This window comes from Cystobacter fuscus (assembly GCF_002305875.1).
GTDB classification, from domain to species: Bacteria; Myxococcota; Myxococcia; order Myxococcales; family Myxococcaceae; genus Cystobacter; species Cystobacter fuscus_A.
In genome coordinates this window covers 2,812,586-2,828,700 of sequence record NZ_CP022098.1, presented here as the reverse complement: position 1 = coordinate 2,828,700, position 16,115 = coordinate 2,812,586, and the positions used below count along the sequence as shown (strand labels likewise).

Below are 16,115 nucleotides of genomic sequence, written 5' to 3'. Positions count from 1 at the left end.
GGAGCGTATTTCCGACGCTCCCGGGCCCGCGCGCGTTCAGGCGCGAATCACCAGATCTTCACGCGCTTGTCGGTCGGCAGGAAGGCGCCATCGCCCTCCTTCACACCGAAGGCGGAGTAGAACTCGGGCATGTTGCGCACCACGCCATTGACCCGGTACTCGCCCGGCGAGTGCGGATCCGTGAGGAGTTGCTGACGCAGCGCATCCTCGCGGTTGGCCGTGCGCCACACCTGGGCCCAGCCGAGGAAGAAGCGCTGGTCGCCGGTGAAGCCCTCGATGACCGGAGCCTCCTGGCCTCCGAGCGACAGCTTGTAGGCTTTGTAGGCCACGGTCAGGCCGCTCAGGTCGCCGATGTTCTCGCCCAGGGTGAGCTTGCCATTGACGTTCATCCCCTGGAGGGGGCTGAAGCTGGAGTACTGGTCGGAGAGCTGGCCGGTGCGCTGCTGGAAGGCGGCCTTGTCCTCCGCCGTCCACCAGTCGCGCAGGTTGCCGTCGCCATCCGAGCGGCTGCCCTGATCGTCGAAGCCGTGGCTGATCTCATGCCCGATGACGCCGCCGATGGCGCCGTAGTTGGTGGCGTCATCCGCCTGGGGATCGAAGAACGGAGGCTGGAGGATGGCCGCCGGGAAGACGATCTCGTTCATCGAGGAGTTGTAGTAGGCATTCACCGTCTGCGGCGTCATGCCCCACTCCAGCCGATCGATGGGCTTGCCGAGCTTCTCCACGTTGCGGTTGTACTCGACGTCCTGTGAGCGCTTCACGTTGCCCACCAGGTCATCCGCCCGGACGCTGAGCGCGGAGTAGTCCCGCCACTTCTCCGGGTAGCCGATCTTCACGTTGAACTTCGCCAGCTTCTGCTGGGCCTGGGCCTTGGTCTCCGGGCTCATCCAGTCGAGCTGATCAATCCCCTGCTTGAAGGAGACGCGGAGGTTGTCCACCAGCTTCTGCATGCGCGCCTTGCTCTCGGGCGTGAAGTAGCGCTCCACGTAGATCCGGCCGAGCACCTCGCCCAGCGCGCGGTCCACGGATTCCACGCCGCGCTTCCACCGGGGCCGGTCCTCCTCCAGACCCTGGAGCGTCTTGCCGTAGAAGGCGAAGTGGGCCTGCTCGAAGGGCGTGCTGAGCATGGGCGCGAACCCGCTCACCACCTTGAAGGTGAGGTACTGCTTGAGCGTGGGCAGGGGCGTGTCCTGGAGCATCTTCGCCATGGCCTGGAAGTAGTCCGGCTGGCGCACGATGACGGCGGGCGACTTCTCGGTCCCCGCGGCCTTGAGATAGCTCGTCCACGAGAACCCCGGCGTGAGCGAGTCCAACTCCGCCACGCTCTTGAGGTTGTACGTGGCTTCGCGGTCGCGGTTGCGCACGCGATCCCAGTGCTTCTCCGCCAGCGCGGTCTCCAGCGCGAGGATCGTCTTCGCCGCACCCGCGGGATCCTTCTCTCCCGCCAGACGCATCAGCGTCTCGATGTAGGTGAGGTACGCGGCGCGCGTCTCGACGAAGCGCGGCTCGGGCTTGCTGTAGTAGTCGCGATCCGGCAGCCCCAGCCCGCTCTGGTTGACGTAGAGGATGTAGCGCTCGGCGTTCTTGGCGTCCTGGCCCACGAAGCCGCCAAACGGCGTCTGCACGCCCATGCGCCCGAGCGCGGCGAACAGCTCCGGCAACGCCTTCTTGTCCTTGAGCGCGGCGATGCGCTGCAGATCCGCCCGCAGCGGCTCGATGCCGAGCGACTGGATGCGCTCGGAGTCCATGAAGCTCTTGTAGAAGTCCGCCACCTTCTGGGTGTCGGAGCCGGACGCCGGAGACTGCACGGCGGCGGACTCCTCGATGAGGGTGCGCAGCGCCTCCTCGCTCTTGTCGCGCAGCTCGATGAACGAGCCGTAGCGGCCCTTGTCCGCCGGAATCCTGGTCGTCTTCAACCACGTGCCGTTGACGTAGCGGAAGAAGTCATCCTGGGGACGCACGCTGGTGTCGAAGTGCTTCGTCTCGACGCCGAGCGACAGGGTCGGGCTCTTGGCTTCCGCCTGGGGAGCGGAGGGGGACTCCGCCGGAGAGGTGGAGCGGGTGCTCGCCGCGCATCCCAGCAGGAGGCAGGCTCCGAGCGTACCCGGGGCCCAGGCGTGACGGAGGAACTTCATGCGGTTCATGGAATCTCGTGGGGTTGGGGTTGATGAAAAAACCCGGGCCGCCAACCCCGAAGGCGGCGGGAAATTCCCATCCGCCCCCAGGGACCGTCACGTCCGGGGAATGTCCGCGCCCGGGGGGAAGCCCCGGGCCAGGCGCTGACGATCCTCCTGGTAGCGCCGCAAGAACCACTGGCCCGCGGGACGAGTCAGAAGCTCCTCGCGCATCCCCTCGAGTTGACGCGGCATGCGCTCCCCTCGCCGGGGCGCATACGGAGAGCCCTCGGGGCGCATCAACGGAGAGTAGAGCGCCGCCGCGGTGATGTCCGCGATCGACAGACGGTCCCCCACCAGGTAGCGCGCGGGATCTCCCTGGATCTCCCGCTCCAGCCGCTCGATTCCCGCCAGCAGGGCCACCCGCGACGCCTCCACCTTCTCGGGCGACTGGACGTAGTGGTGCTGGATGTTCTTCTTCACGAGGGGAAACATCGCGCGTCCGATCAGGCGCACCGGGAGCGGAAAGGCCCTGAAGAGCACGGACTTCACCTCCGACTCCTCCTCGAGCAGCTTCGCGTACACCCAGCGCCGCACGTGCACGCCGGCCGTCTCGTCGTAGTAGGCCTCCAGCTCCAGGACGCGCTCGCGCTCGGGCCCCTCGACGGGGATCAGCCGGGGCGCGGACGGATAGGCTCGCTCCAGGTGCAAGGCGATGTCGGTGGAGTCACCCAGGGGCGTGCCCCGGTCCACCAGGACGGGAACGGAGTGGCCACGCCCCCCCATCAAGCGCTTCGTCACTCGAGCGTGCGGACCGGGCAGCAGATTGCGGACACCATAGGGGATGGCCTTGGCGTCGAGGTTCCAGCGGGTCTTCTCGCAGAAGTGGGAGATGGGGAATTGATAGAGCGTGCGGTCGGGGTGAGGCATGGCGCGGGAGCATGCCGTTCCGGCACCTCCGGGTACAGCCATGATAGGTTGCCCGGGCCCCCATGCCTCGCACGGAAGCACAGAACCAGCGGTTGAAGGAGGAGCGACGGCGTGCCCTGCTGGAGGCGGCCCGGCGGGTCTTCGCGCGCAAGGGGCTCGCGGCGAGCAAGATGACGGACCTGGCCGCCGCGGCGGGCATCAGCTACGGGCTCGTCTACCACTACTTCCCGGACAAGGAGTCCGTGTTCGCCGCGCTCGTCGAGGAGTCCGTACAACAGGGCATCCAGCTCATCGCCGAGGCCCGCCAGCACTCCGACTCCCCGTGGGAGCAGTTGCAATGGCTGTGCACCCGGGTGTTGGACGGCGTCCAGCGCGAGCCGTCCTTCCCGCTCATCCTCGTGCAGGCGCACGCGAGCGAGAGCGTGCCCGGCCCCGTCGGGCAGGCCCTGGAGCGCTACAGCTCGCAGTTCTTCCAGCAGCTCGTGACGCTCATCGAAGCGGGCCAGGAGGCGGGACAGGTGGTGCGCACGCCCGCGGCCGAGCTCGCGTGGATGTGGTTGGCCACCATCCAGGGGCTCGCGCTGATGCGCATCCTCCCCCACATGAATCACGTGCCGTACCCCAAGACGAACACCCTGCTGCGGCTCTTCGCGCCGTGAATCATTCATGGTGAAAGCGCGTGCCCTCCTCCGCTAGCGTGCGGCAGGTGAGCGAAGACTCGTTTCCCGCGTTTCGCACCGTGCCGCGCACGGGCGTCATCTACGTCACCACCGAGGCCATGCGCCGGGGCTACAAGGGAGGCGACCCCGAGTGGTGCAACCTCGGCCAGGGACAGCCCGAAACGGATGACCTGCCCGGAGCCCCTCCTCGCGTGGGCCAGGTCACGGTGGACGTGAACGACCTGGAGTACGCCCCGGTGGCGGGACTCTGGGAGGTGCGCGAGACGATCGCCTCGCTCTACAACCGCCTCTACCGGCGCGGCCTGCCCAGCCAGTACAGCGCGGAGAACGTCGCGCTCTCCGGAGGAGGACGCACCGCGCTCACCCGCGCCGCCGCGAGCCTCGGCTCCGTCAACCTCGGCCACTTCCTGCCCGACTACACCGCCTACGAGGAGCTGCTGGACGTCTTCAAGGCCTTCACCTCCATCCCCATCCTCCTGGAGGGCGAGCGCGGCTATGCCTTCACCCACGAGGACTTGCGCCGCGAGGTGCAGGGCCGGGGCCTGTCCGCCCTGCTCTTCTCCAACCCCTGCAACCCCACGGGCAAGCTCGTGCAGGGCGAGGAGCTGGCGCGCTGGGTGCACGTCGCCCGGGAGCTGGAGTGCACCCTGCTCATCGACGAGTTCTACTCGCACTACGTCTGGACGGGCCGCCCGGGTCAGCTCCCCATCGAGAGCGCCGCGCGCTACGTGGAGGACGTGAACCGCGATCCCGTCGTGCTCTTCGACGGCTTCACCAAGAACTGGCGCTACCCGGGCTGGCGCATGACGTGGACCGTGGGGCCTCGCCAGGTCATCGAGGCGGTGTCCAGCGCGGGCAGCTTCCTCGACGGCGGAGGCAGCCGGCCCCTGCAGCGCGCCGCCATCCCCCTGCTCGACGAGGAGCTCGTGGTGAAGGAGACGCTCGCCATCCACCGCCACTTCCGCGACAAGCGAGACCGCTTCCACTCGCGCCTGGAGCGCCTGGGCATCCGCACGGATCGCCCGCCCGATGGCACCTTCTACATCTGGGGCAACGTGTCCGGCCTGCCCGCGCCCCTCAATGACGGCATGGGCTTCTTCCGCGCCGCGCTGGAGCAGAAGATCATCGCCGTGCCGGGGGAGTTCTTCGACGTGAACCCCGGCAAGCGCCGCGCCCGCCCCTCGCGCTTCCGCAACTACGTGCGCCTGTCCTTCGGTCCCTCCCAGGACGTGCTGGAGAAGGCCGTGGATCGGCTGGAAGCCATGATCCTCCCGCGCACCACGGGCTGAGCACCCCCCGGAGCCGCCACATGTCCGCCCCACCGTCGCCCACGAGCCCCCCCTCCCGCCACGTGCTCATCGCGGGAGGCGGCATTGGTGGGCTCACCCTGGCCCGAGCCCTGCGCCAGGCGGGCATCGCCTCCACCGTCTTCGAGCGCGCCGAGGTCCTGCGTCCGGTGGGCGCGGGCATCATCATGCAGATGAACGCCATGAAGGCGCTGCGCTCCATCGGCCTGGCGGAGGCGGTGAGCCAGGAGGGCCAGCCCCTCACCTCCCTGGCCACGCTCACCGACTCCGGCGGGGTGCTCACCCGCGTGGAGCTCGGCCTGCTCGCACGGGAGCTGGGAGAATCGGCCATCGCCATCCGCCGCTCCCGCCTGCAAGCGGTCCTGCTCTCCGGGCTCGCGGAGGGACAGGTGCACACGGGACGCGCGGTGACGGGCTTCCACGACGACGGCGAGCGCGTGACGGTGCGCTTGTCGGATGGCACCACCGCCACGGGAGACCTGCTGGTGGGCGCGGACGGGCTCCACTCCGTGGTGCGCCAGGCGCTGTGGGGCGATGTCACGCGCTACTCGGGCTACACGAGCTGGCGGGGCATGACGACGCGGCCGCCCCAGGCCCCCCCCACCCACGCCAGCGAGAGCTGGGGGCCCGGCGCCCGCTTCGGCATCGTCCCCGTGGGGCACGGAGAGGTGTACTGGTACGCCACCCGGAACGCCCCCGCGGGAGTCCGGGATGAACCCGGCCGCGCCCGCGAGGCCCTGCGCCAGTGCTTCGGCGGCTGGCACGCGCCCATCGCCGCCGTCCTCGACGCCACGTCCGAGGAGAACATCTTCCGCACCGACATCCATGACCGGGTGCCGCTCGCGCGATGGAGCCAGGGCCGGGTGACCCTGCTGGGAGATGCCGCCCACCCCATGACCCCCAACATGGGACAGGGCGGCTGTCAGGCCGTCGAGGACGCCGTGGTGCTCGCCCGCTGCCTGGCCCGGGAGCCCGAGCCCGTCACGGCGCTCGCCGAGTACGAGCGCCGCCGGCTCGCGCGCGCCAACCAGTTCGTTTCCCGCTCCTTCCAGCTCGGACGCCTCGCCCAGCTCGAGAACACCGCGGTCCGCTTCCTGCGCGACACCCTCATGCGCCTCGTCCCCTCGGGGGCCGCCCTCCGGCAGGTGCGCGACGTCATGCGCTTCGACCCCTGAGCAGGTGACTCGGATCTGCCGAGGTCCCTGGGTGCGGCATCCCGGGCACCCGTCATTCATTCCGGAACCACTCGGCTGGGATGCCCAGCGCGGCGAGAATCCGATCCGGTGAGCGCTCCCCCTTGATGTCGCTAGCAACTCGCAGACGCGGAAGGTCATCGGGCGGCTGGGCGAACTCTTCGACCCCCTCGCCCCCTCTCCTCACGGTGACAAAAAACTCGTCCAGGTCTGGCGATGCAATAACTGCGTATACGGTCGCATTGGGAATCCGTTCCGACACAGTGATGTCGGCGTACCCTATGTCGCCTGTTCCGCTGGCAATAAGGAGCCCTTGCGGCGTGTCCTCAAGGCGATAGCGCCCTGGAGTGAGTGACTCGCCAGCATCCTCCTCCAGAACCCGAGTCGCCTCTTGGGCCCGGACTCCTTCCACCATCGCGACCTTCCGCAGGGAATCTTTCGCTGCTCGGTTGGACGATCTCGCGCCTCCTGGAAGCGGGCAACCGAGAGACTTCGCCAGGGATTCTGGATCGTTCTCCAGGACGTCCGGTGAGCCCTTTCGCCACGACATGACGGTCCAGGGATCGTTGGCGCGCTCAATCGAGTACACAGGCTCATCACAACCGAGCGATAGTTCCTTGGAGATCTGAATCTCGGCGCCTACGTCAATGGGGTTGGTCCCCACGATGGCGTGGTAGCGGCCACTTCCCAAGCTCATCTCGAACGGCGGCCCTTCTTCGTCCTCCTCGCCCTTTTCCAGACCCAATGCATCGTAGGCACGGTTCTCCAGCCATGCCGGCTCACCTGAAGCCAGGACCGCCCAGAGAGGCCACCGGTTCATGGTGCACCTCCAGGCAAGTCCTCCGGTAGCTTGAGCGCTGCGCGCAACTGCTTCGTCTGCCCCAGTATTTGGGCTTCCTCTACCTCGATGATCTGTGTGCCCCGCACGTTTCTGCGTAGGAATTCCGCCAGCTTCTCCTTGGTCGGCCCACTTAGCTTGTCGGTGATAACGAGGAAGGGCCTCCCTCGGGGGGCCTTCGCCGCATCAGCGAGTTGTTCGAGCAGGTGCTGTAATTGATTTGCTAGTGCGGCCTGCTGTTCATTGATCGCCTGCGTGCCCTGTTTGGCATCCCATGCATTGAGCGCCATGCGCCACCTGTCTTTGTTCCAGCCCTTTACTTCTACCCCATGTTGGAGCCGTGGCCCCATCACCGCCGTTAGCACGTTGTCGATGATATGCCCCTCCTCCAATGGCACTTGACGCCCGGTCACTCGAAAGCCCGGGAAAAGCTTTTGAGCGTTGCGCTCTGTCAGCATCTCCACCGCGATTCCTCGGAGTTGCTCGCGCGCCCGCCGCTGCACCGCCAGGTTCCACGGCTCCGCTGCCGCCTGTTGGAACAGTTTCCACGCCGTCTTCTCGTTCCTGCCCATGAAGTCGAGGTACTCAAGATTCAGCCCCATCGAGCGCAACCAACCCAGGTCCACGCTGCCTCTGCGCGCCTTCCTCGCCAGCTCAATCACTGCCTCGACTTCCAGTTCCGGGTGACTGACGAGCCACGCGGCCTCCGACAGGAATGCAAGCGGGTCCCTCAGGCTCGGAGCCCCCGAGCGCCTCAGTAATTCCGCGAGCGCCGGCTTCGCCGCACTGCGGGTCGCGGCACGCATGTCTTCTACTGCGGCGAGGTAGGCTTGGGCCTTGTCGGCCGGCAGGGCCGCCGCACGCCGCGCCACCGCGCTGTAGGCGCTCGCCATTTCTTGGCTCTCCGCCGACAACTGCTTCAGCGCCTCCAGCGTCTTCACGGCTTCCTCGGCCGCGAGCCCCGCGCGGCGGATGCCCCCGAGGGCCCTTGCGGCGGCCATTTCTCCGCGAATGGCGAAGAAGGCCTGCTTGAAGGCCTCGGCGCCGCCAGGAAGGGAAAACCGCAGGCCGTCCGGTGTCGCAACCGCCTTGCCCTCGGCGAGCGTCCGCTCCAGCGTTTTCACCAGGGCCTGGACGGACTCCACCGACGCGCGCAGTCCGGACGAGGCTCGGGCACCAGCCGTGCTCAACGCCAGCCCTCCCCGGTGTACCAGCTCGCGTCCTATACCCGAGGTGGCGAGCTTGTAGATATCCCGGCCAGCCAGCGCCACCATGGCCAGGTCATGTACCGCGAGAAAGTCCCGTCCCTCGGGCGTCCGCGACAGCTCGTCCCGGTACGTGTCCACCACCGCCAGAGTCGCCACCAACGAGATACGGCCCACGAAGAGGCGCACCGCCACTCCGCGTGCCGCCGCCAGCGTGCCGCCTCGCGCTGCTGTGGCTGACACTCCTGTCCACAGCGGTGCCTTCGTCAGGGCAGAAGCGGCGCCGTACACCATGTGCATCTCGCTGATGCGGCTCACTGCCGACCACACAAGTGACTTGTCCGGCGTGGAAGCGAGCAGAGCCAGCTCCATGGCCGTCATCAGGTGCGTGCGCGGCTGTGGCCCATGCACTTCCAGCCGCACCCATTCCAGTGGGTGCAGAGCCCGGCTGCGCGGCGCCTCGTCCACCGAGGACAGATAGCGGGCCTGGAATTCCTGCCGCACCGGTTGGAAGTACAGGGCCATGCGCCTGGAAGGTCCCGCCGCTTCTCCGGGCAGAGCGGGTTCGGCACCCATGCGCACTCCCTGCTGCTCCTCCCACGCCTCCGGCGCCACCAACGTCGTGGACACCAGCCCAGAGGGGACGTTGAGCAGATATGTCCTCTCGCCCTCACGCCCCAGGTGGAAGGTGGGCAAGGACTCGATGAGGTCCAGCACGAGGGGAAACGAAGCGAGTGCCTTCTGGGTGAAGGCTTGTCCCAGCAACACCTTGCTGTCCGGCGCGTTGCTGCCGAGCAGCTTCTCCAGCACCCCACTCGAAGTGAGCTTGCGCTCCAACGGTGGAAACTCCCGGTCAGGCGTGGACAGCAGAACACGCGCCAGCAGGTGCACTGCCTCCTCCTTCATGTCGGAGGTGAGCGCAGGGCCTGAGAGGATGGTGTTGAAGACGCCCAGTCGCTCGTCCGGGGTGAGGAGGGCGAGCACGTCATGATCGAGGGAAACAAGGGACTTGGGCGCTTGCGGTGTCACCGTGGCGAGGGCTGTCTGGAGGAACTCTCGCCGCAAGACCGCCAACTCGCCTGTACCGGCTCCCACCCCCGGCCGCCAGTCTCCCGGTCGAACGAGGAGCGTGCCTGGGTAGTACCAGTAGGCATTACCCTCGGGGTGTTCGAGCGGGTCGGGAGCGCCAGCAACGGTGTTGAATTCGGCGCTGTAGCCCCGCCAGCGCCCGTCCTCCCCGGGGATGATGACGCGCGGGCTTCCGCGTGGAGCGTTGCGCACGCGCAGCTCCGCACGCTCCAGGGACGTCTCCTCGGTGAGCAGCAGCAAGGTGCGCACCTGGATGCTGGAGCCGTCGGCGAAATAAAAGCGGCCCACTACGCTGCCCGGGGCGAGGACGGGCGAGCCATCCGTGACGCTGTAGCTCGCCGTGAAGCGTTTGGAGCGCAGAGCGATGGCCTTCCGCAGGGGCTCGGCGGCCTCTCCAAGGATGTGCCCGCGCTGCGACTCGTCCCTCAAGGGCTCAAGCGCCTGGAGGTACCGGTCGAAGTAGCTCTGCCCGGCCCCGTCCTGAATGTCCGAGCGTTGAGCCCAGCGCAGGCCGCGCTCCACCAGTGCGGCGGCCCCGGCCCTGTTCAGCGTGGCCGCCGAAAGCTGGGCGCGGCTCCAAGCGACATCCGCCTCCAGATGCGAATTCAGGGCATGACGCATGGTGGCGAGCAACTCCGGCACGAGCGCTGGCGGGTGGCGCACGCGCACACAGACGTGGAGGCCCTCCACAGCGCTGGAGGGAGGCGCTCGGGGCTCGATATCGAAAGCGCCCGCCGCCGAGGCATCCCCGAAGAGCCGCGAGGCTATTTCCCCGCGCGAGGCATACCCGGGAACCCAGAGCAGCTCGGGCCGAGCCGGGTCCACTTGAACGAGGAACGGAGCCAGTTCGGGCGAGAGGACGGCCTGCGCGCCGGCCTCGTCCTCGAGCGTGTCCTCTCGCTCGGGCTCGGACGGCTCGTCCTCCAGCCACTCTGGCGGGATGTCCTCCATGGGGGGGAGGCGCCAGGCGCGCTCCAGGGCGGGCTTCCCCGCGTGCTTCCAGTTCCATTCATAAGTGAGGGTGAGGTGCTCGCCGGCGCCCACTCCCTCCGGGACGTCTACCACCACCTCCTCCCGTCCGCGCTCGCGGTTGACGACCCGCGGCAGGGCCTCGGGCGAGTAGGCATCGAGCGAATCTACCCGCAGCCGCTGGTCCTCGCCCCAACCGAGCGCCGCTGCGGCAATGACTTCTCCACCTGCCTTCACCACCAAACGGCCGGGATCCACCACACGGAGGGCGAGCACGCCCTCCTTCCAGTCCTCCAGGCGGGGGCTGAGGGCTTCGGCTCGCGAATGCGCTTCGGCCGAGAGCGTCACCCTCACTCGTCTCAACTCCGCGCCGGCTGCGCTCATGCTGGCCATGAGACAGCTCGCGAGCAGGAGAGCCTGGAAACCAAAGGATGAGGCCGACTGTTGCTGGCCGGAGGTTCGCCGCGACGAGTCCCTCGCTCGCCCGGCGTAACTCCCGCCCCAGGGCACCAGGGCCAGCAGGATTGTGCCGAGGCTGTCCCCGACAGGGCGCTTCCGGACGACGATTGCGTAGTCCTTCGCCATGCGAGGTGCCCCTTGAAATGACAACCGCCCGAGATAGCCCCTGCCGCTGACTACCCAGAAAGGAGATTGGGACACCTTCCATGGTGGGATGCTGCCCTGTCAACTCTGTCGGACTGAGCATGGGCTTGCCCCAGTGACGTTGGACAGCAGGGTTGAGATGCCATTGAGCACCAGGTGCCGGTCGATGTGCTCGCACATGGACCAGCCCACCACCTTGCGCCGAGGATGGCTCAGGCCCCGAGCATCTCGTAGCTGGACACGAGCTGGGCGGTGCGCTGGAGACGCTCGGAGCTCAAGCGGAAGAGCGCCTCGCGCAGCCCGGTGTTCATCACGATGAGCCGCTCCACGTCCGCGCGTGCCAGCCGCAACAGCGTGCAGGGGGTGTCGGCGATCACCGAGGCGGTGGCGGGCAGGCCGAGCAGCACGGAGAGCTCGCCGAACATGTCGCCCTCGTGCAGCGACGGATGCTGACTCTCGTGACCATCCGGGAGCAGGTGGACCACGCGACACTGGCCCCGGAGCAGCAGGTAGAGGGCGTCACCGGGCTGTCCCTGGACGAGCAGGCTCTGGCCGGCCGGCACCGCGTGGAACTGGACGGCCTTCGTCATGGCCTCGCGCTGCAGGGGCGTGAGGGCGAACAGGAGCGGGTTGCCCCGCAGGATGTTGGCCAGCAGCCGCACCTGGTAGAAGGACCGCAGCATGTGCGCCACGGAGGGATGCAGCTCGGCGAGCCGCTCCACCTGGTCCCGCGTCAGCTCGAACACCACGGTGCGCGTGGCGGCCACCACGCTCGCCAGCCGCGGAGCATCCGACAGCAAGGCCATCTCCCCGAAGAAGTCGCCCTCGCCCAGGCAGGCCACCTTGCGGTTCTGCCCACCATCCCCCTGACGCACCACGTCCACGCGCCCTTCCACGATGGCGAACAGGGACTGGCCCACCTCGCCCTCCGTGATGATGGCGGCCCCCGACTCGAAGGGCTTGAGCCTCAGCTCCTCCACCACCGCCAGGAACGCCTCCGGGCTCAGCTTCGAGAAGAGCGGGATGCGCGGGAGCACCTCGTCGCCCTCCCCGTGCGACTCCTGGAAGGTGGCGGACACCGCGGGCGAGGGCATCAGCCGGGGCCGGGGCTCCGAGTGGCCCGCGTGGAAGTCCGCCAGCAACCGCTGGGTGGGACCATGGCCCGGCTCGAGCTGGAGGATGAGCTTGCACAAGGCGATGGCACGCAGCAGCCACCCCTGACGCGCCCAGGCCTTGGCCACGTCCGTGTATGCCTCGATGGCCTCCTGCTTGCGCCCCAGCCGCTGGAGCAGCTCGGCCACCTTCTGGCGGCTGGCCAGGTCCTCCGGCGCGGCCCGGGTGATGTACCGGTACTCGGCGAGTGCCGCCTCCCACTGCCCGCTGGCGAAGAGTTGAGCGGCGTTGTCCTTGTGCTCACGAAGCGTCTCGACCATGGCGTGCCTCCCCCTGCGATATCGGGCCGCGTCAGCGGCGGCCCGCGTTCATGAGGAGACAGTGCACGAGGAAGGGGCGCGCCCGATGTGATGGCGTCCACAGCCAGCGAGTGAGGTGCGTCACACCTGCCCCGCGCGAAGCCTCCTCCCGGTACGGGCCCTCTCGAGCGGCTCACGCCTCCCCGGAGCCCAGGCGGCCAGGAGAACGGGCGTGCACGAGCCGGCCTTCCATCCGCACCCTTGCGGCGGAGGAATGGCTTGCGACATCTCCAGCACCGCCTGAATCCCACGCACCTGTGGGACCTGTTCGTGATCTCCGACCCCGACCTGGGACGGCTGCGCAAGGGTCTGCGCGCGGCCCTGGGCGCGGGCCTCGCCGCCCTCGTCCTCTCCCGGCTGGCGCGCTTGCTCGGAGAGCCACCCACCGTCACCCTGGTGGGCACCATGGTGGCGATGATGGGCTCGCAGATCGCCACGGACCCGGAACCCCGGGAGCAGCGCCTCACCACCGCGCTCCTCCTCGTGCCCGCGCTGACCTCGTCCGTCCTGGGCACGCTCGCCGCCCAGGTGCCCCTGCTCGGCGCCGCGGCCTTCGCCGTCACCATCTTCGTCTCCACCTTCGTGCGCAGGTTCGGTCCCCGGGGCCTGGCGCTCGGGATGATTGGCTTCTTCTCCTTCTTCAACGCCCTCTTCTTCCACGCCCAGCTCTCGCAGGTGCCCGCGCTCGCGGGGGCCATGGTGGTCGCCGTCGGCATCGCGTACACGGTGCGCTTCGTGCTCGTCCCGGACCGCCCCGACCACGCCCTGCGGCGCACCGTGCGGGCCTTTCGCAAGACGATCGACGTCGTGCTGTGGGAGCTCGCGGACATCCCCGAGCAGCCCCGGATGACCTGTGCCCTGTTGCGCCGGCTGCTCCGGCAGGCCGATCGCCTGAGTGACGCGGCGCTCGCGGTGGAGGACCTGGCCTCCCGTGGCCACTCGGACCTGAGACAGCAGCTCTTCGAGCTGGAGCTCGCCGCCAACCGCGTGCTCCGCTCCGTGCAGCAGGTGGTCGACTCGGGCGCATTGTCATCGGGGGCGCGAGCGGACATCCGCCAGGCCCTGGTGTCGGCGCGGGTCGCCATCCGCGACCGGGATCCCGCGGCGGCCCGAACGATGAGGGCGTACCTCGACCGGGTGCGGGAAGCACCCGGAGACGAGCGGGGCCGGGTGGATGCCCAGCGCCTCCACCGGGCCCTGACGGATCTGCTCGAGGCCTCCGCTCGGCTTCCCCGCGAGCATCCTCCGCTCGTCCCGGAGCCGGCCGCCACACCCGCGGGCAAGGCCGCGCCGGGCCCGCTCGCGCGCACGGGCCTCCATCCCTCCACGCGCCAGGCCATCCAAATCACCGTGGCGAGCGTCATCGCGATGGGGGTGGGCTACGCGGTGTCCGCCGAGCGCTGGTACTGGGCCGTCATCACCGCCTTCGTCATCTTCACGCGCACGCGCTCGCGGGGAGACACGTTGCAGCGCGCCTGGGCGCGGGTGCTGGGAACGGTACTCGGCGTGCTCGCCGGACTGTTCCTCGCCAGGGCCGTCAGTGGCCATGCCGGCATCGAGCTGGTGAGCATCTTCGTGTGCGTCTTCTTCGGTTTCTATCTGATTCAAATCTCCTACGCGTGGATGGTGTTCTGGTTCACCACGCTCCTGTCCGTGCTCTATGGATTGCTCGGCCGCTTCACTCCGGCGCTCCTCCTGCTGCGCATCGAGGAGACGGTGATTGGCGCGGTCATCGGCGCCGTCATCGCCCTCATCCTCTTCCCCGAGCGCACCACGGCGCAGATCCAGACGTCCGCCCGGCAGGTACTGGACGCGGTGTGCGAGTACCTCGAGGAGGCCGTGGTGAAGCGCACCCCGGAGACGGATCCAGCCCGGCTGCTCGACTCCGCGCGGGTGCTGGACGCGCGCCTGCGCGACCTGCGCACCGCGGCGCAACCGCTCACCGGGGGGCTCCGGCACTTCACCCCGCGCGCGACGAACACCCTGCGGACCGTGTCCGAGCTCGTCCTGTCCGTGCGGCACCTGGAGATGGGACGTGGGCTGATGGAGATGAACGACGCGTCGCGGGAGCTGTTGCGCGAGGCGGCGGAGCGGCTCGCGAACAACGCCCGGGTGCTGGCGGGCGCGCTGGGCCAGGAGGCGCCTCCCCGCGTCGAGCCCGCGTCCACGCTCATCCAGGAGGCCCGGCACCGCCTCGCGCCCGAGGAAGCCGCCCGCCGGGGCACCGCCAGCCCCTTCCGCCTCCTGCACTGGCTCACGCGCGTGGATGACATGCTCACGCACCTGGCCAGGACGGACCAGGACACTCCCCGGGTACTCGTGCCCTGGCGGGCCTAGCTCAGAGCGGCTCGCCCAGGTCCAGGGTGGATGCGCGCGTCGCCTTGGACAGCTTGCGCTCCAGGCGCTCGACACGGCGGCGCAGGGCCTCGCCGCTCTCGGCGGGCGGGCAGAGACGGGCGTGGTGGAGCGCACGCGGCAGATCCTTGAGCCCGTGCTCGTACAGCTTCGCCAGGGACAAGTGGAGCGGAGCCGTCTGCTCCTTCCGGGCCGACGCGAGCGCCCGCTGCAGGTTGGCCACCGCCGTGCGGACATCCCCGCCCCGGCGCGACAACCGCGAGGCGAGCGCGAGCGCCTCGGCCCGCACCGCGCCCGAGTCTCCCGCCGCCGCGGCCTGGGCGAAGGCGAGGGCCCGCTCGGGATCTCTCGCCCGGAGCGCCACGCCCGCGAAGCCCAGCAGGTCCCTCGGGTCCTTCCCTTCCGCGCCGCTCGCCCGGAAGCGCCGCGCCAGCAGGCCCAGCAGGGCCGCCAGCAGCAGGAGATCATTCACGTTGTGCTCCAGCACGGGCGTCAAGGCCGAGCCCTCGGCGCCGCGCAGGAAGCGGAAGTACAGCTCCGGGATGAGCGCCCCATCCACGTCGCCCACCCGGTGGAAGCCGAGCACCTGCTCCTCCAGGTGCACCAGCCGCGTCCCGCTGCCCCGGTGCTTGAAGACGCGACGCGCGCAGTGCAGCAGGTCCAGGTGCGGCAGCTCGGCGGGGACGGGCACGCGGTTGAGCACGAAGCGGGTGCGCAGGAGCGGCCAGTCGAAGCTCTTGCCGTTGAACGTCACGAGGCACGAGGCCTGGGCCATGCGCGCGGCCAGCTCGCGCAGGAGCGGCGCCTCCTCGCCCAGCCGGCGCAGGAAGAGCTGGTGCACGCGCAACGAGCGACCCTCGAACCAGGCGAGGCCCACCAGGAAGGGCACCGTGCCCGTGCCGCCCGCGAGCCCCGTCGTCTCCGTGTCCAGGAAGAGCATCCGCTGGAAGTCCACGCCCGCGAGGCTCGGCTGCAACGCGAGGCTCGCCACCAGAGAGGCCTCCGCGTCCAGCGCCTCCGCGAGCGGCGCGCTTCCATGGTGGTGCTCCGGAGACAGCAGACGCTCGGCGACGTGGATGACCCCATGCGGCGTCGTCCGGGACTCGGCGGGGAGAGGACCCGGAGGAGGTGTCGGAGGACCGCGGCGGAGCGCCGTCCCGTGACGTTCGGTCAGCTCTCCGAGCATCCGACGCAGCATGGCCACGCGCGCGGCCTGCTCCGCCGAGGGCGCCTCGGGCTCCACGGCGGGGGCGGGCACGGGAACCACGGGAGCGGCCGGAGCCGGAGTCGCGGACGTGCCCGGCTTGCCCCCGGGACCCACGCCGCCGAGTCGCGCCAGCTTGCGCTTCAAGTCCACGGT

At 69.1% G+C, this 16,115-nt stretch carries 10 protein-coding genes; 4 read left to right on the top strand and 6 right to left on the bottom strand.

Annotated features, from left to right (window positions below; translation table 11 throughout):
* Window positions 1-47: 47 nt before the first annotated feature.
* Together CYFUS_RS11720 and CYFUS_RS11715 are read right to left on the bottom strand one after the other, a co-directional pair.
* Window positions 48-2,144 (bottom strand): M13 family metallopeptidase, encoded by a 2,097-nt coding sequence (locus CYFUS_RS11720; RefSeq protein ID WP_095985302.1) that lies wholly within the window; start codon window positions 2,142-2,144, stop codon window positions 48-50.
* Window positions 2,145-2,231: 87 nt separating this feature from the next.
* Window positions 2,232-3,044, bottom strand: coding sequence for a glutathione S-transferase family protein (locus tag CYFUS_RS11715; protein WP_157758391.1), 813 nt, complete (start codon window positions 3,042-3,044; stop codon window positions 2,232-2,234).
* A 62-nt stretch (window positions 3,045-3,106) separates the two neighbouring features.
* On the opposite strand from CYFUS_RS11715, the gene CYFUS_RS11710 reads away from it, so the two are divergent.
* From CYFUS_RS11710 to CYFUS_RS11700, 3 genes are read left to right on the top strand one after another with little or no spacing between them, the layout of a single operon-like run.
* Window positions 3,107-3,703: a TetR/AcrR family transcriptional regulator gene (locus CYFUS_RS11710; RefSeq protein WP_095985300.1), complete on the top strand. Its 597-nt coding sequence runs from the start codon at window positions 3,107-3,109 to the stop codon at window positions 3,701-3,703.
* Window positions 3,704-3,723: 20 nt separating this feature from the next.
* Window positions 3,724-5,013 (top strand): pyridoxal phosphate-dependent aminotransferase, encoded by a 1,290-nt coding sequence (locus CYFUS_RS11705; protein ID WP_420042686.1) that lies wholly within the window; start codon window positions 3,724-3,726, stop codon window positions 5,011-5,013.
* Between the two features lie 20 nt (window positions 5,014-5,033).
* On the top strand, window positions 5,034-6,206 hold the full coding sequence (locus tag CYFUS_RS11700; protein WP_095985299.1) for an FAD-dependent monooxygenase: 1,173 nt from the start codon (window positions 5,034-5,036) through the stop codon (window positions 6,204-6,206).
* A 52-nt stretch (window positions 6,207-6,258) separates the two neighbouring features.
* Here CYFUS_RS11700 and CYFUS_RS11695 read toward each other — a convergent pair whose 3' ends face one another.
* From CYFUS_RS11695 to CYFUS_RS11685, 3 genes are all read right to left on the bottom strand, one after another.
* Window positions 6,259-7,044, bottom strand: coding sequence for a hypothetical protein (locus CYFUS_RS11695; RefSeq protein WP_095985298.1), 786 nt, complete (start codon window positions 7,042-7,044; stop codon window positions 6,259-6,261).
* Window positions 7,041-10,910 carry a hypothetical protein gene (locus tag CYFUS_RS11690; RefSeq protein ID WP_095985297.1) on the bottom strand — a complete coding sequence of 1,290 codons (3,870 nt, stop codon included), beginning with the start codon at window positions 10,908-10,910 and terminating at the stop codon, window positions 7,041-7,043. Before CYFUS_RS11690 ends, CYFUS_RS11695 begins: the two co-directional genes overlap by 4 nt.
* A gap of 230 nt (window positions 10,911-11,140) precedes the next feature.
* Window positions 11,141-12,361, bottom strand: coding sequence for a cyclic nucleotide-binding domain-containing protein (locus CYFUS_RS11685; RefSeq protein WP_095985296.1), 1,221 nt, complete (start codon window positions 12,359-12,361; stop codon window positions 11,141-11,143).
* A gap of 258 nt (window positions 12,362-12,619) precedes the next feature.
* On the opposite strand from CYFUS_RS11685, the gene CYFUS_RS11680 reads away from it, so the two are divergent.
* Window positions 12,620-14,737, top strand: a complete 2,118-nt coding sequence (locus CYFUS_RS11680; protein ID WP_095985295.1) for an FUSC family protein — start codon at window positions 12,620-12,622, stop codon at window positions 14,735-14,737.
* A gap of 1 nt (window position 14,738) precedes the next feature.
* Here the strand turns inward: CYFUS_RS11680 and CYFUS_RS11675 are convergent, their stop codons facing one another.
* The gene (locus CYFUS_RS11675) at window positions 14,739-16,112 is read right to left on the bottom strand and encodes a ribonuclease H-like domain-containing protein (protein ID WP_095985294.1); all 1,374 of its coding nucleotides are present in this window, start codon (window positions 16,110-16,112) and stop codon (window positions 14,739-14,741) included.
* Window positions 16,113-16,115: the final 3 nt, after the last annotated feature.